Here is a 17,717-nt window from a genome sequence, read left to right on the forward strand (position 1 = left end):
GGTTTAGTCGCAAATGGTCCCCTGTGGTGTAATTGGCAGCACTGAGGCTTTTGGTGCCTTATGTTCGGGTTCGAGTCCTGACAGGGGAGCTTTGCAAGTTCGGGTCCTGATCCCACCGGTCAGGACCCGCCCTCGTTTCGGGGCCACGGCCCACCGGTATCCTTCACGGGTCCACCACCCGAAGCCGAAGGGCACACCCGTGAGCGCCAACCGCCCGGCAGCCGTCGTCGTACTCGCAGCGGGTGAAGGCACCCGCATGAAGTCGGCCACACCCAAGGTTCTGCACGAGATCAGCGGGCGTTCGCTCGTCGGTCACGTCGTCGCCGCCTCCCGCGAGCTGGACCCCGAGCACCTCGTCGTCGTCGTCGGGCACGCCCGCGAGCAGGTCACCGCGCACCTCGCCGCCATCGACGCCGACGTCCGCACCGCGGTCCAGTACGAGCAGAACGGCACCGGCCACGCCGTCCGGATGGCCCTCGAAGAGCTGGGCGGCCAGCCCGCCGGCACCGTGGTCGTCGTCTGCGGCGACACCCCGCTGCTGACCGGCGAGACCCTGGCCGCGCTGACGGCCACGCACGAGGCCGACGGCAACGCCGTCACCGTGCTGACCGCCGAGGTGCCGGACTCCACCGGCTACGGCCGCATCGTCCGCGACGAGGCCACCGGCGCGGTCACCGGCATCGTCGAGCACAAGGACGCCACCGACGCCCAGCGCGCCATCCGTGAGATCAACTCCGGGGTCTTCGCCTTCGTCGGCGCCCTCCTCGCGGACGCGCTCGGCAAGGTCCGTACGGACAACAGCCAGGGCGAGGAGTACCTCACCGACGTGCTCGGCATCTTGCGCGAGGCCGGCCACCGCGTGGGCGCGGCCGTGGGCGCGGACCACCGGCAGATCCTCGGGATCAACAACCGGGTCCAGCTCGCGGAGGCCCGCGCACTGCTGAACGCGCGTCTGCTGGAGCGCGCCATGCTCGCCGGTGTGACGATCGTCGACCCGGCCAGCACGCTCGTCGACGTGACGGTGACTTTCGGCCAGGACGCGATCGTCCACCCCGGCACCCAGCTCCTCGGCACCACGCACATCGCCGAGGAGGCGGAGGTCGGCCCCAACTCCCGTCTGACGGACACGCACGTCGGTCCGCGCGCCCGCGTGGACAACACGGTGGCGGACACCGCCGTCGTCGGCGAGGCGGCGACCGTCGGCCCGTTCGCGTACCTGCGTCCGGGGACGAACCTGGGCGCCAAGGCCAAGGCCGGTACGTACGTGGAGATGAAGAACGCGACGATCGGCGAGGGCACCAAGGTCCCGCACCTGTCCTACGTCGGCGACGCGACGATCGGCGAGTACACGAACATCGGCGCGGCCAGCGTGTTCGTGAACTACGACGGTGAGCACAAGCACCACACGACCGTCGGCTCACACTGCAAGACGGGCTCGGACAACATGTTTGTGGCTCCCGTCACGATCGGGGACGGCGCCTATACGGCCGCCGGATCCGTGATCACCAAGGATGTGCCGCCCGGTGCGCTCGCCGTGGCCCGTGGCCAGCAGCGGAATATCGAGGGCTGGGTCGCTCGCAAGCGTCCGGGGAGTGCCGCCGCGACAGCGGCTCAGTCGGTGGTCCGTGAGGACTCCGGCGAACGCTGAGGTGAACTGACCGGAAACAGGTGCGTCGGATACGGCGTACCGTGATGGGTGCACGCAATTCGGCTGGCTCACCGTGTGCGGGACGGACGCGCACGGGGGCGAGCAGCTTTCCCACGTCTGAGGAGACAGTGCTGTGACCGGGATCAAGACGACCGGCGAGAAGAAGCTGATGCTCTTCTCCGGCCGCGCCCACCCCGAGCTGGCCGAGGAGGTCGCGCACCAGCTCGGTGTCGGCCTCGTGCCGACCAAGGCTTTCGACTTCGCGAACGGCGAGATCTACGTCCGCTTCCAGGAGTCGGCGCGTGGCGCGGACTGCTTCCTGATCCAGAGCCACACGGCTCCGATCAACAAGTGGATCATGGAGCAGCTCATCATGATCGACGCGCTCAAGCGTGCGTCGGCTCGCTCCATCACGGTGATCGTCCCGTCCTACGGGTATGCCCGTCAGGACAAGAAGCACAAGGGCCGCGAGCCGATCTCGGCGCGACTGGTCGCGGACCTGCTCAAGACGGCGGGAGCGGACCGCATCCTGACGGTCGACCTGCACACGGACCAGATCCAGGGCTTCTTCGACGGCCCGGTCGACCACCTTTCGGCCCTGTCGGTCCTCGCGGACTACGTCGGCGCCAAGGTGGACCGTGCCAAGCTGACGATCGTCTCTCCGGACGCCGGCCGTGTGCGTGTCGCCGACCGCTGGTGTGACCGTCTGGACGCGCCGCTGGCGATCGTCCACAAGCGCCGTGACAAGGACGTCGCCAACCAGGTGACCGTCCACGAGGTCGTCGGTGAGGTCAAGGGCCGCGTCTGTGTCCTGGTCGACGACATGATCGACACGGGTGGCACCATCTGCGCCGCGGCCGACGCGCTCTTCGCGCACGGTGCGGAGGACGTCATCGTGACGGCCACGCACGGCATCCTCTCGGGGCCGGCGGCCGACCGTCTGAAGAACTCCAAGGTCAGCGAGTTCGTGTTCACGAACACCCTGCCGGATCCGTCCGACCTGGAGCTCGACAAGATCACGGTGCTCTCGATCGCCCCGATGATCGCGCGTGCGGTGCGCGAGGTCTTCGAGGACGGTTCGGTCACCAGCCTGTTCGAAGAGCAGCAGTAGGCATCGCTCGCTCGCCGGAGAGCGGGCGCTAGATCCTTTTTGGGTACGGCCTTCCCGCCGGGTACACTCCTCGAGTTGCTCGGCGAGGGAGGCCGTACCTGTTTTCGGACGGGTATTCGGTGCTCCGTTATCGACGCGCTCTTCGTAGCAGGCCGTGTTCCGGCCGGGTGACTGTCGTCCATTTCCGTCACCCCACGAGGAGTGAGCATGTCCGAGATCAAGCTTTCCGCCCAGGTCCGCGACACCTTCGGCAAGGGCTCTGCCCGCCAGGCCCGTCGTGACGCCCTGGTTCCCGCCGTCATCTACGGTCACGGCACCGAGCCGAAGCACGTCAACGTCGAGGGCCACGGCCTGGCGCTGGCGCTGCGTACCGCCAACGTCCTGATCTCCCTGGACATCGCGGGCAAGACCGAGCTGGTCATCCCGAAGGCCGTTCAGAAGCACCCGCTGAAGCGTTCGATCTCGCACGTCGACTTCCTGATCGTCAAGAAGGGCGAGAAGGTCACCGTCGACGTCGCGATCGTCACCGAGGGCGAGCTGGCCGCCGGCAACAACATGCTGGAGACCCTCCAGAACACGATCTCGGTCGAGGCCGAGGCCACCCACATCCCGACCGAGGTCACCGTCTCCATCGCGGGCCTCGCGGCCGGCGCGACCATCCACGCCAAGGACCTGGTCCTGCCGACCGGCACCACGCTGGCCGTCGACGGCGACATCGCCGTCCTGCAGGTCGTCGCTCCGCGCGGCGAGGAGCCGGCCGCCGAGGCCGCGGGTTCCGAGGCCTGAGTCTCGCCTTCCCCCCTCAGCACTTGCTGAACGACCGCCGTCCGGCTCCACTGGAGCGGGACGGCGGTCGTCTTCGTAGAAGGAGCTTTTGATGTCGGACGACGCGGCCCCCTGGCTGATCGTGGGCCTGGGGAACCCGGGTGCGGAGTACGCGGGCAACCGCCACAACATCGGCTTCATGGTGGCCGATCTGCTGGCGGAGCGGATGCGCGGGAAGTTCAAGGCCCACAAGGCCCGCGCGCAGGTGGTCGAGGGCCGCATGGGTCCGCCCGGCCCGGCGAACCGGCGTGTGGTGCTGGCCAAGCCCCTGTCGTTCATGAACCTGTCCGGCGGTCCGGTGACGGCACTCAGGGACTTCTACAAGGTGCCGCTGGACCGGATCGTCGCGGTCCACGACGAGCTGGACATCGATTATCCGACGCTGCGGCTGAAGCTGGGTGGCGGGGACAACGGCCACAACGGTCTGAAGTCGATGACGAAGTCGATGGGCCCGGACTACCACCGGGTCCGGTGCGGGATCGGCCGGCCGCCGGGCCGGATGCAGGTCGCGGACTTCGTGCTGAAGGACTTCTCGTCCACGGAGCGCAAGGAGCTGGACTGGTTCGTGGACCGGGCGGCGGACTCGGTGGAGTGCCTCGTCCAGGAGGGTCTGGAGCGCGCGCAGTCGGCGTACAACTCCTGATCGGCGAGCTCGGGGCCCAGCTGGGGAATGGCCTTGAGTCTCCAGTGCTGAAGGGCCGCCGGGCGCACGCTCGGCATCGAGAGCGGGGCCGGCGAGGAACTGATGGAGTTCACCCGTCAGAGGGTGGCCGAGGCCAGGGAGGCGGGCATCGGCCCGCTCAGCGACAGGGCTCTCGGTATACCCCTGGCTCATCCAGGCCCTGCGAAATGACCGCGACGCATGGACACCACCGCCGGCCGCTGGTCGGAAAATCGGTGGCAGGCCCGGCCGGCCCATGGTGAAGATCGCGGCATGGCCAACTTCCTGGAGACCGACCGGCTCGTCCTGCGCGCGTTCACGGTGGCCGACACCGACCACCTGCTCGCCCTGGACAACGACCCCGAGGTCATGCGCTTCATCAACGGTGGACGTCCCACCAGCCGCCAGGTGATCGAGACGCGGACCCTGCCCCGGCTCCTGCACGTTTACCCGTACTGGGAGACCCACGGTTACTGGGCCGCGCAGGAGAAGACCACCGGCACCTTCCTGGGCTGGTTCGAGTTCCGGCCGTTGGAGGAGCACAGCACCGACGTGGAACTCGGTTACCGGTTGAACCGGGCGGCGTGGGGACGCGGTTACGCCACCGAGGGATCCCGGGCCCTGATCCGGAAGGGGTTCACGGAGCTGGAGGTCGAGCGGGTCACGGCGAACACGATGGCCGTCAACACCCGTTCCCGTCGTGTCATGGAGAAGTCGGGCCTGTCCTTCGTCCGGGACTTCACCGGGGACTGGCCGGAGGCGATCGAGGGCTCCGAGCACGGTGAAGTCGAGTACGAACTCACCCGGACCGGGTGGGAACAGGCTCGATAGACGTCACGGCCGAATCCACAACGGCAGTGACGCGTTTGCTGTCGCTGGATCGTTATCCGCGACCTTTGGTGTGCTGGAGCTGTTATGGGGCTGGAGGGGTCAAATCCGCCTTGACCGGCCGGGAGAACCGGAGTTGGCTACTCCGCCTCACCCCCCACTCCCATCCATCCTCCCTGCTTTCGAAGTTGGTATGCCCATGCGCGCCTTTGCTTCAACGGGTGTGGCCGTAACGGCGGCAGCCGTCGCCGTGCTGCTCGCCCCCGTCGCCCACGCCGCCCCTGCCGGGGACAACGGCAATGTGAAGATCCACGACGCGAAGACCGACGAGTGGCTGAAGAAGAACGAGCCCCACGTCTGCACCTTCTACCTCGACGGTTTCCAGTTCGACAGTGCCCAGCAGGTGACCTGGCGGATCGAGGCCTGGGCCCCGACCGCCGACGTGAAGGGAACCGAGGTGAAGTCCGGCTCGCTGAAGCTGGACGGGTCCGGTCACGAGCGCACCGAGGTCCTGAGCCTGGCCGACGGCCACTACAAGCTGTTCTGGAACTTCGACGGCGAGCACGGCCGGGCCAAGCACAAGGTGTTCTGGGTCGACTGCCCGGACGGGTCCACTCCCGGCCAGCCCGGCGCCACGCCGTCGGGTACGACCTCCGTGACCCCGTCCGGTTCGACGACCGTGTCCCCCTCGGTCAGCCCGTCCGGCAGCCCGTCCGGTAAGCCCTCGAGCAGCCCGTCGGTGCAGCCGTCCGGCTCCGCCGTCTCGCCTTCTCCGTCCGGGTCGGACGCCGCCACCACCGGCGGTGACCTGGCGAAGACGGGTTCCGACACCCCTGTCGGCCTGCTCGCCGGGGTGGCCGGCGTGCTGATCGCGGGCGGTGCCTTCCTGGTGATGCGCCGCCGCAAGGCCGGCGCCGAGGGCTGAGCCCCGTAGCTCCCTAAAACGGCAGGGCCCCCGCACTTGGTGCGGGGGCCCTGTCGTCACGTACGCCGGGTTGTCAGCCGGTGTTGCGCAGGCCGGCGGCGACGCCGTTGACGGTGAGGAGCAGGGCCCGGGAAAGGATCGGGTCGGCTTCCTCGCCGCGGGCGGCGGCGGCGCGCTGGCGGGCCAGCAGGGAGACCTGGAGGTAGGAGATCGGGTCCAGGTAGGCGTCGCGGACCGCGAAGGTCTGCTGGAGGACCGGGTTGGAGTCGAGGAGCTTCTCGCCTCCGGTGATCCGCAGGACCTCGCGGACGGTGAGCTCGTGCTCGGCCTCGATGCGGGCGAAGACGTGCTTGAGCTCGTCGGGGACGAGGGTGTCGACGTAGTGGCGGGCGATCCGCAGGTCGGTCTTGGCCAGCGTCATCTCGACGTTGGACAGGAAGTTGCGGAAGAAGTGCCAGCGCCGGCCCATCTCGGCGAGGGCGTCGCCCTGGCCGGCCTCGCGCAGGGCCTTGAGGCCGGAGCCGACGCCGTACCAGCCGGGGACGATCTGGCGGGACTGGGTCCAGCCGAAGACCCACGGGATGGCGCGCAGGCCGTCGAGGCCCGCGCCCGAGTCGGGGCGGCGGGAGGGCCGGGAGCCGAGGTGCAGGTCGGCGAGCTGGTCGACGGGGGTGGCCGCGAAGAAGTACGCCGGCAGGTCCGGGTCTTCGACGAGCTCGCGGTAGGCGTTGTGCGCGGCGTCCGAGACCGTGTCCATGGCCTGGTCCCAGCGGGCGAGGTCCTCGTCGGACTGGCGGGGGGCGGTGTGCAGGGCGGAGGCCTGGAGGGTGGCCGCGACGGTCAGTTCCAGGTTCTCGCGGGCCAGCGAGGGGACGAGGTACTTGTCGGAGATGACCTCGCCCTGTTCGGTGACCTTGATCTCGCCTTCGAGGGTGCCCCAGGGCTGGGCGAGGATCGCGTCGTGCGAGGGGCCGCCGCCGCGGCCGACGGTGCCGCCGCGGCCGTGGAAGAGGCGCAGGCGCACGCCGTAGCGGTGGGCGACGTCACGCAGTCGGCGCTGGGCGCGGTGGATCTCCCACTGGGAGGTGGTGATGCCGCCGAACTTGGAGGAGTCGGAGTAGCCGAGCATGACTTCCTGGACGTCGCCACGCAGGGAGACGAGGCGTCGGTAGGAAGGGTCGGCGAGCATCTGGTCGAGGATGACGTCGGCGGCCTTGAGCTCGTCGGTGGTCTCCAGGAGCGGGACGATGCCGATCTTGGCCCAGCCGCCGTGCAGGTCGATGAGGCCGGCCTCGCGGGCGAGGACGGCGGCGGCGAAGACGTCGTCGGCGCCCTGGCACATCGAGATGATGTAGGACTCGATGACCTCGGGGCCGAACTTCTCGAAGGCGTCCTTGATGGCTCCGAAGACGCCGAGGGTCTTCTGCCCGGCGGCGTCCAGGGGTGCCGGGGTGGGCGCCAGGGGGCGTCGCGAGCGCAGTTCCTTGGCGAGCAGCTTGCCGCGGTAGTCGCGGGGCATGTCGGCGTAGCGCCAGGATTCCTCGCCGAGCCGGTCGAAGAGCTGACCGAGGGCGTGGTGGTGGGCGTCGGCGTGTTCGCGTACGTCCATGGTGGCGAGCTGGAGGCCGAAGGCGGCCAGCGTGCGGATGGTGCGGTCCATGCGGCCGTCGGCGAAGAGGGCGCCGCGGTGTTCGCGCAGGGAGGTCTGGATGAGGGTGAGGTCGGTGAGCAGCTCGGCGGTGCCGAGGTAGTCGCGGCCTTCCTCGTGGGGGGTGCCCTTGGCGAGGCGTTCGCGGGTGTTGACGAGCTTTTGGCGTACGCAGGTGGCCTTGAGGCGGTACGGCTCTTCGGCGTTCAGCCGCTTGTAGCGCGGGCTGATCTCGGGGAGGCGTTCCAGGTCGGCCTGGAGGGAGGTGAGGAGTTCCTCGGTGGCGCCGGTGTAGCGGATGGAGTTCGACAGCAGTCCGCGCAGGAAGTCGATCAGTTCGAGGGCGTCGGTGATGCCGTGCTCGTGCTGGAGGATCAGCACGTCCCGGGTGACGTCGGGGGTGACGTTCGGGTTGCCGTCGCGGTCGCCGCCGATCCAGGTGCCGAAGGTGAGGGGGCGGGTGCCGGCGGGGATCTCGATGCCGACGCGCTGGAGCTCGGCGGCGAGGTCTTCGAGTACGTCGCCGACGGCGCCGGCGTGCAGCTCGTCGAGGTAGTAGATGGCGTTGCGGGCCTCGTCGGCGGGTTCGGGGCGGACGACGCGCAGTTCGTCGGTCTGCCAGACGAGGTCGATGTTCTCGGCGAGGCGCAGGTCGTGGCGGCGGCGTTCGCCGGCGCCCGTGGCGGGCTCTTCGAGGAGGGCGGCGATGCGGCGGAGCTTGCCCAGGACGCTGCGGCGGGCCGCTTCGGTGGGGTGCGCGGTGAAGACGGGGCGGACGTTGAGGTTCTTGACCGTCTGGCGCAGGTGCTCGGGGTCGGCGTCCTTGAGCATGTCGGCGGTGCGGGCGAGCAGGCCGCCTTCGGCGGCGCGGTGGGCGCGCAGTTCCTTGCCGCGGTGCACCTGTTCGGTGACGTTGGCGAGGTGGAAGTAGGTGGAGAAGGCGCGCACGAGCTTGGCGGCGGTCTCCAGGTCGGTGTCGCCGAGCAGCGCGGCTGCCGCGACGCCGTCGGTGCGGGTGAGGGCCCGGACGCGTTCGACCAGGTCGAGGAGGTCTTGGCCCTCCTGGCGGACGAGGGTCTCGCCGAGGAGGTCGCCGAGGCGGCGGATGTCCGCGCGCAGTTCGGCGTTGGCCGTGGCCACGGCGGTGGTCGAGGGGGCCTGGTCGGCACTGCTCACAGGTGCGGCTCCTTGCAGTGTTTCGAGCGCTACGGGGAGGTGGGCCCCGGGGTGCGCGCGGCGGGTCGCCTCCCCAGACTCGTCCGGGTGGAGGCCCGCTGATGCGCAGCTCGGGCTGCCCGTGCGGACCGCGCTGTCCGACGACACCAGGATAGGTGTCCTGTCCTCGTGTCTCGTCCGGTGTGTCACCAGGCGGGACGGCCGGGCGCCTGCCCGGGCGCGAGCGGGGGCGCCTGCCCGGGCACGAGCTGGGGCGGGGGCGGATCGGGGGCCGGGTCGGGGCGCGGGCAGGGCGGGCCCGCGGATCCCCCGCGCGGGGCCCTCGGACACGGTGGCGGGCGCGCTCCTCTTGCCGCCCGCAGGACCTTTGCCATACTTACGTTGCCGTAGGTTACGCATCCGTAGGAAGCGTGGCCGGGTGGCGCGCCCGCCGAATCTCTCCTCACCCTCAGGGGACCTCCATGACCATCAGTCCCGACGTGATCGAGGACGCCTCGTCGTCCGGCGACGCGTCCGTGCCGTCCGCGACCCTGGGCGGTGAGAGCAAGCGGTCCGTCGAGCAGCTGGCACTGCTGCTGTTCATCACGGTCCCCTTCCTCGCGCTGCTGGGGGCGATTCCGCTGGCCTGGGGCTGGGGGGTGAGCTGGCTGGACGTGGGCCTGATGGTCTTCATGTACTTCCTGGCGTGCCACGGGATCACGATCGGTTTCCACCGCTACTTCACGCACGGTTCCTTCAAGGCGAAGCGGCCGCTGCGCATCGCGCTGGCGATCATGGGGTCGATGGCGGTGGAGGGGCCGCTGGTGCGCTGGGTGGCGGACCACCGCAAGCACCACAAGTACTCCGACCACGAGGGTGACCCGCATTCGCCGTGGCGGTTCGGCGAGACGCTCCCGGCGCTGATGAAGGGCCTGTGGTGGGCGCACATCGGCTGGCTCTTCGACGAGGAGCAGACCGATCAGCAGAAGTACGCCCCGGATCTGATCAAGGACCCGGCGATCCGGCGGATCTCGCGCGACTTCGTCTTCTGGACGGTGTTCTCGCTGGCCATCCCGCCGATCGTCGGCGGCCTGGTGACGATGTCGTGGTGGGGCGCGTTCACGGCGTTCTTCTGGGGCTCCCTGGTCCGCGTCGCGCTGTTGCACCACGTGACGTGGTCGATCAATTCGATCTGTCACGCGGTGGGCAAGCGTCCGTTCAAGTCGCGGGACCGTTCGGGCAACGTGTGGTGGCTGGCGGTGCTCTCGTGCGGGGAGTCCTGGCACAACCTCCACCACGCCGACCCGACCTCGGCGCGGCACGGGGTGCTGCGCGGCCAGGTCGACTCCAGTGCGCGGCTGATCCGCTGGTTCGAACAGCTGGGATGGGCGTCGGACGTGCGCTGGCCGTCCGCGGCCCGGGTCGATGCCCGGCGCAAGGAAGAAGCGTCGAACGCGGCATGATGGGGGGCGTGGCGATCGACGGCAGTAGTTCCAGCAGCGACAAGCCCAGGCGGGGCCGCCGGGTCCGGATGACGGGCGCCGAGCGGCGCCAGCAACTGCTGGACATCGGCCGCATCCTGTTCGCCGAGAAGGGCTTCGAAGGCACGTCGGTGGAGGAGATCGCGGCGAAGGCCGGGGTGTCCAAGCCGGTGGTGTACGAGCACTTCGGCGGCAAGGAGGGCCTCTACGCGGTCGTCGTGGACCGGGAGATGCGGCAGTTGCTGGACGGGGTGACGGGCGCGCTGACGGCCGGGCACCCGCGGGAGCTGCTGGAGCAGGCGGCGTTCGCGCTGCTGGACTACATCGAGAACTACACGGACGGTTTCCGGATCCTGGTCCGTGATTCCCCGGTCGCCCAGTCGACGGGCACCTTCGCCTCGCTGATCAGCGATATCGCCACGCAGGTCGAGGACATCCTGGGGCTGGAGTTCAAGGCCCGCGGCTTCGATCCGAAGCTGGCCCCGCTGTACGCGCAGGCGCTGGTGGGCATGGTGGCGCTGACCGGCCAGTGGTGGTTGGAGACGCGCCGGCCGAAGAAGGCGGAGGTGGCGGCGCACCTGGTGAATCTGGCCTGGCACGGGCTGGAGAACCTGGAGGCCAAGCCCCGGCTGGTGGGCCACCGCAAGAGCTGAGTCGCACAGAGGCGTAGCGGCCCGTGCGAGTGGACGAGCGTGCGAGTGGAACGACGGCGCCCCGTCACCGGTTTTCCGGTGGCGGGGCGCCGTCGCGCGTGGCGGCTCCCCTCAGCGGGCGAGGGGCTGCGAGCGGTGCGGTTCCAGGAATTCCAGCCTGTTCCCGACCGGGTCCCGCGAGTAGAAGCGGCGGTGTCCCGGCAGGTCGTCGTCCCAGACCACCTGGGCGCCGCGCTCTTGAAGTCTGCTCGCGTAGGCCTCGATGCCGGTGACCCTGAGCCCGGGGTGCGCCTTGCGGGCGGGACGGAAGTCGTCCTCCACCCCGAGGTGGAGCTGTACGGGTCCGGCGGCGAACCAGCAGCCGCCGCGTGCCGCGAGCACCGGCGGTTTGGGGATCTCGGTCATGCCGAGGACGTGCGTGTAGTACGCGCGGAGGCGGTCTTCCGAGCCGGGCGGCGCGGCGAGCTGTACGTGGTCGACTGCGGCGAGCACGGTCAGGCCTCCTTGCGGGCCAGGGCGAAGATGCGCCGGAACGGGAAGACGGTGCCCCGGGGACCCTGCGGGTAGGCCCGGCGTAGCTGGGTGCGGTATTCGCCGATGAAGGCGGCGACGGCTTCCTCGTCGTCTCCGAGCGCGGTGAGCACGGGGCGCAGGGCGGTGCCCTTGACCCAGTCCAGTACGGGGTCGGGTCCTTCGAGCAGTTGGTGGTAGGTGGTCTCCCAGACGTCGGCGTCGCATCCGAGCTCGGTGAACCGCTCCAGGTACCCCTCGGGTTCGAGGATGTGGACGTAGCGGGCCCCGTGTCCGGCGAGCCGGGCCCGCCAGCGGGGGGTGTCGCACAGGTCGGCGAGGAGCCGGTGGCTGGGGGCGTTGAAGTTGCCGGGGATCTGGAAGGCGAAGGTGCCGCCGGGGCGCAGTGCGTTGATCCAGGCGGCGAAGGAGCCGGCGTGGCCGGGGACCCATTGGAGGGCGGCGTTGGAGACGATCAGGTCGTAGGGCTTCTCGGGGAGCCAGTCGGCCAGGTCCGCGCGGTGGAAGTCGAGGAGCCCGCCGCCGCTGGTGGGGCCGGCGTACTCGGCGCTCGCGCGGTGGAGCATCTCGGGGGAAAGGTCGTATCCGGTGATGTGGGCCTCGGGCCAGCGCTCCGCGATGAGCGCGGTGACGTTGCCGGGGCCGCAGCCGAGGTCGGCGATGCGCGCGGGCCGGGTGGGGAGCTCCGGTATGCGGGTCAGCAGGTCGAGGAAGGGGCGGGCGCGGTGGCCCGCGTGCCGCAGGTATTGCTGTGGGTCCCAGGTGGGTGCGGAGGGTGAGGTGTGTACGACGGGTCCGGCGGACGCGATATCGGAATGCATGTTCGATCCTCCTGGCTGGCACTGCGATCAGAAGCGGAATGGTGCTCCGGACCCCTCCATGCCCCATGGTCACCCCAACTATATCTCGACATCAAGATACATGACATCGAGATACTCGACCTGAAGAGACTTCATGTCGACAGACCCCCTACAATGATCGGCATGGAGGACGAGGTCGACCGACTGGTCGCGGCATGGCGGCGGGAACGCCCTGACCTCGACGTGGAACCACTCGAGGTGCTCAGCCGCGTCAGCAGGCTCGCGCGCCACCTCGACCGCGCCCGCAGGCTGGCCTTCTCCGAGCACGGCCTGGAGCCGTGGGAGTTCGACGTGCTGACCTCGCTGCGTCGCGCGGGAGCGCCGTACCAGCTTTCCCCGGGCCAGCTGTTGACCCAGACCCTGGTCACCTCCGGCACCATGACCAACCGCATCGACCGGCTCGCCAAGAAGGGCCTCGTCGAGCGGCTGCCCGACCCCAACGACCGGCGCGGGGTGCTGGTCCGCCTGACTCCCGAGGGCCGCGACCGCGCCGACCAGGCGCTGGCCGGGCTGCTCGCCCAGGAGCGGGCGATCCTGGGCAAGCTCTCGCGTACTCAGCGCGGCGATCTCGCCGCGCTGCTACGCCAGTTGACCGCTCCGTTCGACAACCTCCCCGGCTAGACCGGCCCCGGGCAGCCCCGGCAGGTCCGCGGGGCGGACGCCCGCCCGCCGGGCCAGGGCGACCGCCGCGAGCGTGGAGTGCACGCCGAGTTTGCCCAGCACGTTCTGCATGTGGGTACGGACGGTGTGCGGGGAGAGGAACAGCCGCGCCGCCACGTCCTTGCGGCCCAGCCCCGCCACCATGCAGCGCAGCACCTCGTGCTCCCGGGGCGTCAGCGACTCCACGAGCCGCTCGCTGTCCGTACGGTGCTTGCGCGCGGCGGTCAGTTCACGGAGGACTCCGGTGAGCAGCGCGGGCGGAAGGTGGGTCTCCTCGCGCAGGACTCCGCGGATGACGGCCAGGAGCCGCGAGAGCGAGCAGTCCTTCGCCACCCACCCACAGGCCCCTGCCTGGAGCGCCAGGGCGGCCCGGCGGGGATCGTCGCGCTCGGCGAGGACGATGGTGCGGACCCCGGGGTGGGACACCCGTACGCCCGCCACCAGTGCGATCCCGTCGGCGCCGGGCGGGGCTCCGGAGCCGGACTCCCGCTGGGCGGGTACGGCTGCGCCGACGGCGGTGAGGTCGGCGTCGACGAGGAGCACGTCGAAGCGGCGGCCCTCGGCGACGGCGCGTTCGAGGCAGCGCAGTGCTGCCGGGCCGCTGCCGGCCGCGGACACGTCCACGTCGGGTTCGGCCGCGAGTGCGGCGGCGAGAGATTCGGCGAAGATGCGGTGATCGTCGACCACGAGTACCCGGATACGGACCACGAAACCCCCAAGGGTCGGGGAACGGACGGCTGCGGGTACGGCGCCCGGACCGGGTGATCCGCAGTCGCCTCGGCCGCCGCCGTGACATCTCTGCACTACCCCGGACCGGACGTCGTACCCGACTTGTCTCGACCCCTGAATCAACACCGGCCCCCACCGGTGTCACGCATCAGCGTAGGCCCGAGGCGGCTCGTGGTTGGCCGAATCGCAGAAGTTTTCCGAGCGATTTTCCGGCGGGAGGCGCGTGAGGGCACTTTGTGGTGGCTTGAAATCGACTGCGCGGACGGCCCGGAAGGACCCTTCCGTGCAGGCGTGTGCCACGGGCAGTTGCACTGGATCCCTTTCACCCGGCGCGCGCACGCCGGGCGCCCGCGCAAAGCGCCCGCGGACGGCGCGCTCCGGAGATGCGCACGCCCCTGACCGGGCCGGGCGCGGAAAGGCGGAAAGAGCGGAAAAGCAGAGGCCCCCGCACCACGAGGGGCGCGGGGGCCGGGGGCCGCGAACGGGTCAGCCGGTGGCGGCGCGCAGCGCGCGCGTGAAGTTCCAGGCGTCCGTGACGATGCCCGTGAGGTCCGAGCGGGTCGGGGTCCAGCCGAGGCGGTCGTGGGCCCTGCGGGCGGAGGCGACGAGCACCGCGGGGTCGCCGGCCCGGCGCGGGGCGAGGGTCTCGGGGATCTGCCGGCCCGTGACCTTGCGGACGGTCTCGATGACCTCGCGGACGGAGAAGCCGTTGCCGTTGCCGAGGTTGCACACCAGGTGCTCGCCCGCGGTGGCCTCCCGCAGCGCGGCCAGGTGGGCCTGCGCCAGGTCGGCGACGTGGATGTAGTCGCGCACGCAGGTGCCGTCCGGGGTCGGGTAGTCCTCGCCGAACACCGCGATCGACTCCCGCTCGCCCAGGGCCACTTGCAGGACCAGCGGGATCAGGTGCGTCTCGGGGTCGTGGCGCTCGCCGAAGGTGCCGTACGCGCCCGCCACGTTGAAGTACCGCAGTGATACCGCCGCGAGGCCGTGCGCCGCGCACTCCCCCGCGATCATGTGGTCGACGGCCAGCTTCGTGGCCCCGTAGGGGTTGGTCGGCGCGGTCACCGAGGTCTCGGTCAGCGGACCGTCGCCCGGCTCCCCGTAGGTCGCGGCGGTGGAGGAGAACACCAGGGTGCCCACGCCCGTCTCCCGCATCGCGGCCAGCAGAGCCATCGTGCCGCCGACGTTGTTGGCCCAGTACTTGCCCGGGTTCGCCACGGACTCGCCGACCTGTGAGGAGGCCGCGAAGTGCAGGACCGCGTCGTAGGAGGGGTCCAGGTGCTCGGCGGCGTCCTGGATGCGCCCCTCGATGAACGTGGCGCCGGCCGGTACCCCGTCGCGGAAGCCAGTGGAGAGGTCGTCGAGGACCGTGACGCGGTGGCCCGCTTCCAGGAGGTGCGCCGCGACCACCCCGCCCACGTATCCGGCGCCGCCGGTGACCAGGTATCTGGAAGAAGCCGTCTTGCTCACGTGCCTGCTGCCTCTCGCGTGGGAAGGCACGCGCGGCGGTGCGCGTGCGGTGACCGGCATACCGCGATCCGGTGCCGTCGGGGAAATCGCCGGCCCGGATCAGAGCGAAGCGGACCCGGACGGCGGCGGTCCGGCCCGCTCCAGCAGCCCGGTGCGGGCGGCCAGGGCCGCCGCCTCCAGCCGCGAGCCCACGCCCAGCTTCATCAGCACCCGCTGTACGTGCGTGCGCGCGGTGCTGGGCGCGATGGCCATGCCCGCGGCGATGAGCCGAGTGTCCTCGCCGTCGGCGACCCGGACCAGGACCTCCACCTCGCGCGGGGTGAGCAGCCGCAGCAGCCGGCTGCCCTCGTCGTCGGGCTGCGCGGCGGGGTTGAGGAGCTCGGCGAAGGCGCTCTGCAACAGCTGCGGAGCGATGGCGACTTCCCCGGCCCGCGCCTTGGCCAGGGCCCGTTCCACGCCCTCGATGCGCTCGTCGTGGCGTACGTAGCCCGAGGCGCCGGCGGCGAAGGCGGCCGCGATGCCGCGGGGGCTCGGCACCGGGCCGAGGACGACCACGGCGATCTGCGGACGCTCCCGCTTGATCCGGACGATGGGCTCGAAGACCCCCGGCTCGGCGGGTGTGGCGGTGCCCAGCAGACAGACCTCCGGGGCCCGGCTGATGACCAGTTCGGCGGCGCCCGAGGCCGGGGCCGCGGCGGCGAGGACCCGGTGGCCGCGCAGTTTCAGGGCCGAGGCGAGCGCCTCGGCCAGCAGCCGGTGCTCGTCGACCACCATGACCCGTACGCCCATTGAGGCACCCACCCCCGACCCTTCTGACCCGGCAAGCTACACGCTTGTTCGACGGTGCGGTGCGGATACGGCGCGAAAGCCCCCGGAAGGGCGGACCTTCCGGGGGCTTCGGGCACCTCTGGGGGATTGCGGGTGGCGGGTCAGCCCGTCGTGAAGGAGACGAAGAGGTAGTACGGGTCGGTCGCCACGCTGGACTTGCTCATCACTGCCGTGCGGGCGATGAAGAGCTTGCCGTTGCCGTAGCGATATTCGGCGCTGTCCGGCACGTACTGGGTCTCGGCGCGCTGCGATTCCTTGGTCGCCGGGTTCTCCATGAGGAGGGTCTCCTTCATCGACTTGCCGTCGATGGAGACGACCTGGCCGCCGCCGTCGTAGGGCGGGACCTTGTAGGCGATGAGGTTCGAGCCGTCCATGCGCAGCGGGATCATCTTGAAGCGCTCGCCGGCGTCGGCGCGGTCGGCGGTCTGCTTGCCGGTCTCCAGGTCGAAGGAGACGATCTCGTTGGTCCGTCCGTACTCGGCCTTGCCCTTGTGCTCCTCGGTCGGCAGGTAGAGCTTGCCGTTGCCGACGATCAGGTGGGTGCAGGTCTCGACCTCGGTGGCGCCGCACCGGGGTGCGTAGTTGCCCGAGGTGAGCGCGATGTGCGACTTGAGCTGGGCGGCGTCGTCGAGGACGAAGAGGTCGCTGACGCCGGTGGCGTTCTTGGCGGTGCGGTTGATGTTCGCCGCGACGATCAGCGGCTTCGTGGAGACGATCTGGGCGAAGTCGATGCCCGCGGAGAGCTTGTACGAGCCCTTCGGCGCGCCCGAGGTCGCGTCCAGGGGCTGGGCGTAGATGACGTAGTTCGGGCTCTGGCCGCACCTGCGGATCACGGCGAGGGCCGGTCCGCCGGCGTAGCCGATGTCCTCGCAGTTGTCGGCGTCGGTCTTGGGCGCCCACAGGGGCTTGCCGTCGGCGAGGTTCCACGCGGCGCCGCCGTCGAGGCCGCCCGCGGCGACGGTCTGGCCGCTGACGGTGATCTCGCTGAAGGTGACGGGCTTGTCCCCGCCGGTCTGCGACTTGGCGGTGGCGGACCACAAGAGCTTGCCGGTCTTCAGGTCGATGACGCCGACCTGGTTGCACGGCTGGTACTTCTTCTCGGCCGTGGGCAGGGCCGCGTCGAAGAGGATGGCGGTCTTGTCGTCGGAGACCCAGCGGCTCGCGCCGCACACGTTGGCGCCCAGCGGGGTCTCCCACTTCTTGGAGCCGTCGGTGAGGTTGTAGCCGACGACCTTGCCCGTGTCGGACTTGGCGTAAGTGGTGTCCGTGAGCCAGGAACCGTCGGTCTGGATGATCTCGTCGGAGACCGGCATGGGGACGTTGACGAGGGTCTTCGACTTGGTCTTGCCGGGCGCCTTCTCGGTGCCGCCGGCGCCCGGTTCGCCCTTGTCGCCGCCGGGGCTCGCGCTGCCTCCGGCGGTGGGCTTGTCGTCCGTGCCCTTGTCGTCGCCGGAGACGTACCAGAAGCCACCGCCGATGATGAGGACGATGGCCAGGAGGGCCGCGCCGACGATCATCAGCTGGGTGCGCACGTCGTTGCCGCCGCCCCCGCCGGAGCCGGCCGGGGCCTGGGCCGCGTACATCGGGGCGGTGGGGGGCTGCTGCGGGTAGCCGTAGCCGCCGTCCTGCGGGTATCCGTACGCGGGCTGCGCCTGCGGCGGCGCGGCGGGCGCGGCCGGCGGCCCTGCCGGAGCCTTCGGCGGC

At 70.5% G+C, this 17,717-nt stretch carries 16 protein-coding genes and 1 tRNA gene; 10 read left to right on the forward strand and 7 right to left on the reverse strand.

The window, feature by feature from the left end; all coding sequences use genetic code 11:
• Positions 1-17 precede the first annotated feature (17 nt).
• The 7 genes from J7E97_RS12130 to J7E97_RS12160 all read left to right on the forward strand — a co-directional run bounded on the left by J7E97_RS12130 (position 18) and on the right by J7E97_RS12160 (position 5,998).
• Positions 18-89, forward strand: a tRNA-Gln gene (locus J7E97_RS12130).
• Between the two features lie 110 nt (positions 90-199).
• Positions 200-1,648 carry a bifunctional UDP-N-acetylglucosamine diphosphorylase/glucosamine-1-phosphate N-acetyltransferase GlmU gene (gene glmU / locus J7E97_RS12135; RefSeq protein WP_215025699.1) on the forward strand — a complete coding sequence of 483 codons (1,449 nt, stop codon included), beginning with the start codon at positions 200-202 and terminating at the stop codon, positions 1,646-1,648.
• A gap of 133 nt (positions 1,649-1,781) precedes the next feature.
• Entirely contained in the window at positions 1,782-2,759 is a 978-nt protein-coding gene (locus tag J7E97_RS12140) for a ribose-phosphate diphosphokinase (RefSeq protein ID WP_215025702.1), read from the forward strand.
• Between the two features lie 207 nt (positions 2,760-2,966).
• Positions 2,967-3,545, forward strand: a complete 579-nt coding sequence (locus J7E97_RS12145; protein WP_215025705.1) for a 50S ribosomal protein L25/general stress protein Ctc — start codon at positions 2,967-2,969, stop codon at positions 3,543-3,545.
• A 91-nt stretch (positions 3,546-3,636) separates the two neighbouring features.
• Positions 3,637-4,227, forward strand: coding sequence for an aminoacyl-tRNA hydrolase (gene pth / locus J7E97_RS12150; protein ID WP_215025708.1), 591 nt, complete (start codon positions 3,637-3,639; stop codon positions 4,225-4,227).
• A gap of 291 nt (positions 4,228-4,518) precedes the next feature.
• The gene (locus tag J7E97_RS12155) at positions 4,519-5,076 is read left to right on the forward strand and encodes a GNAT family N-acetyltransferase (protein ID WP_215025711.1); all 558 of its coding nucleotides are present in this window, start codon (positions 4,519-4,521) and stop codon (positions 5,074-5,076) included.
• A gap of 220 nt (positions 5,077-5,296) precedes the next feature.
• The gene (locus tag J7E97_RS12160) at positions 5,297-5,998 is read left to right on the forward strand and encodes an LPXTG cell wall anchor domain-containing protein (RefSeq protein ID WP_374224138.1); all 702 of its coding nucleotides are present in this window, start codon (positions 5,297-5,299) and stop codon (positions 5,996-5,998) included.
• A gap of 73 nt (positions 5,999-6,071) precedes the next feature.
• Here J7E97_RS12160 and ppc read toward each other — a convergent pair whose 3' ends face one another.
• Positions 6,072-8,822 (reverse strand): phosphoenolpyruvate carboxylase, encoded by a 2,751-nt coding sequence (gene ppc, locus J7E97_RS12165; protein ID WP_215025716.1) that lies wholly within the window; start codon positions 8,820-8,822, stop codon positions 6,072-6,074.
• A gap of 461 nt (positions 8,823-9,283) precedes the next feature.
• Between ppc and J7E97_RS12170 the strand changes: the two genes are divergently transcribed.
• Both J7E97_RS12170 and J7E97_RS12175 read left to right on the forward strand, forming a co-directional pair.
• The gene (locus J7E97_RS12170; RefSeq protein WP_215025719.1) at positions 9,284-10,264 is read left to right on the forward strand and encodes an acyl-CoA desaturase; all 981 of its coding nucleotides are present in this window, start codon (positions 9,284-9,286) and stop codon (positions 10,262-10,264) included.
• Positions 10,261-10,935 (forward strand): TetR family transcriptional regulator, encoded by a 675-nt coding sequence (locus J7E97_RS12175; protein ID WP_374104435.1) that lies wholly within the window; start codon positions 10,261-10,263, stop codon positions 10,933-10,935. The genes J7E97_RS12170 and J7E97_RS12175 overlap by 4 nt, the downstream gene beginning before the upstream one ends.
• 111 nt (positions 10,936-11,046) lie before the next feature.
• On the opposite strand, the gene J7E97_RS12180 is transcribed toward J7E97_RS12175, so the two are convergent.
• Positions 11,047-11,427, reverse strand: coding sequence for a VOC family protein (locus tag J7E97_RS12180; protein WP_215025721.1), 381 nt, complete (start codon positions 11,425-11,427; stop codon positions 11,047-11,049).
• Between the two features lie 2 nt (positions 11,428-11,429).
• Positions 11,430-12,287 (reverse strand): trans-aconitate 2-methyltransferase, encoded by an 858-nt coding sequence (locus J7E97_RS12185; protein WP_215025724.1) that lies wholly within the window; start codon positions 12,285-12,287, stop codon positions 11,430-11,432.
• Positions 12,288-12,449: 162 nt separating this feature from the next.
• Here J7E97_RS12185 and J7E97_RS12190 point away from each other — a divergent pair, with 162 nt between their 5' ends.
• Positions 12,450-12,947: a MarR family winged helix-turn-helix transcriptional regulator gene (locus J7E97_RS12190; protein ID WP_215025726.1), complete on the forward strand. Its 498-nt coding sequence runs from the start codon at positions 12,450-12,452 to the stop codon at positions 12,945-12,947.
• Here J7E97_RS12190 and J7E97_RS12195 read toward each other — a convergent pair.
• From J7E97_RS12195 to J7E97_RS12210, 4 genes are all read right to left on the reverse strand, one after another.
• Positions 12,906-13,694, reverse strand: a complete 789-nt coding sequence (locus J7E97_RS12195; RefSeq protein WP_215025729.1) for a response regulator transcription factor — start codon at positions 13,692-13,694, stop codon at positions 12,906-12,908. The two genes, J7E97_RS12190 and J7E97_RS12195, sit on opposite strands and share 42 nt — an antisense overlap.
• A 507-nt stretch (positions 13,695-14,201) precedes the next feature.
• Positions 14,202-15,185 carry a UDP-glucose 4-epimerase GalE gene (galE, locus tag J7E97_RS12200; RefSeq protein ID WP_308346472.1) on the reverse strand — a complete coding sequence of 328 codons (984 nt, stop codon included), beginning with the start codon at positions 15,183-15,185 and terminating at the stop codon, positions 14,202-14,204.
• 99 nt (positions 15,186-15,284) lie between these two features.
• Positions 15,285-15,974 (reverse strand): LuxR C-terminal-related transcriptional regulator, encoded by a 690-nt coding sequence (locus tag J7E97_RS12205; RefSeq protein ID WP_215025755.1) that lies wholly within the window; start codon positions 15,972-15,974, stop codon positions 15,285-15,287.
• A 140-nt stretch (positions 15,975-16,114) separates the two neighbouring features.
• The coding region (locus tag J7E97_RS12210) for a PQQ-binding-like beta-propeller repeat protein (protein ID WP_308346473.1) at positions 16,115-17,717 on the reverse strand (1,603 nt) is incomplete at its 5' end.

It is taken from the genome of Streptomyces sp. ISL-66, from assembly GCF_018614135.1.
GTDB lineage: Bacteria > Actinomycetota > Actinomycetes > Streptomycetales > Streptomycetaceae > Streptomyces.

Excerpts from the sequence above, each read along its gene's own strand:
- J7E97_RS12145 (WP_215025705.1), top strand. The coding sequence starts at position 2,967 with ATGTCCGAGATCAAGCTTTCCGCCCAGGTCCGCGACACCTTCGGCAAG.
- pth (WP_215025708.1), top strand. The coding sequence starts at position 3,637 with ATGTCGGACGACGCGGCCCCCTGGCTGATCGTGGGCCTGGGGAACCCG.
- J7E97_RS12155 (WP_215025711.1), top strand. The coding sequence starts at position 4,519 with ATGGCCAACTTCCTGGAGACCGACCGGCTCGTCCTGCGCGCGTTCACG.
- J7E97_RS12170 (WP_215025719.1), top strand. The coding sequence starts at position 9,284 with ATGACCATCAGTCCCGACGTGATCGAGGACGCCTCGTCGTCCGGCGAC.
- J7E97_RS12175 (WP_374104435.1), top strand. The coding sequence starts at position 10,261 with ATGATGGGGGGCGTGGCGATCGACGGCAGTAGTTCCAGCAGCGACAAG.
- J7E97_RS12185 (WP_215025724.1), bottom strand. The coding sequence starts at position 12,287 with ATGCATTCCGATATCGCGTCCGCCGGACCCGTCGTACACACCTCACCC.
- J7E97_RS12190 (WP_215025726.1), top strand. The coding sequence starts at position 12,450 with ATGGAGGACGAGGTCGACCGACTGGTCGCGGCATGGCGGCGGGAACGC.
- J7E97_RS12205 (WP_215025755.1), bottom strand. The coding sequence starts at position 15,974 with ATGGGCGTACGGGTCATGGTGGTCGACGAGCACCGGCTGCTGGCCGAG.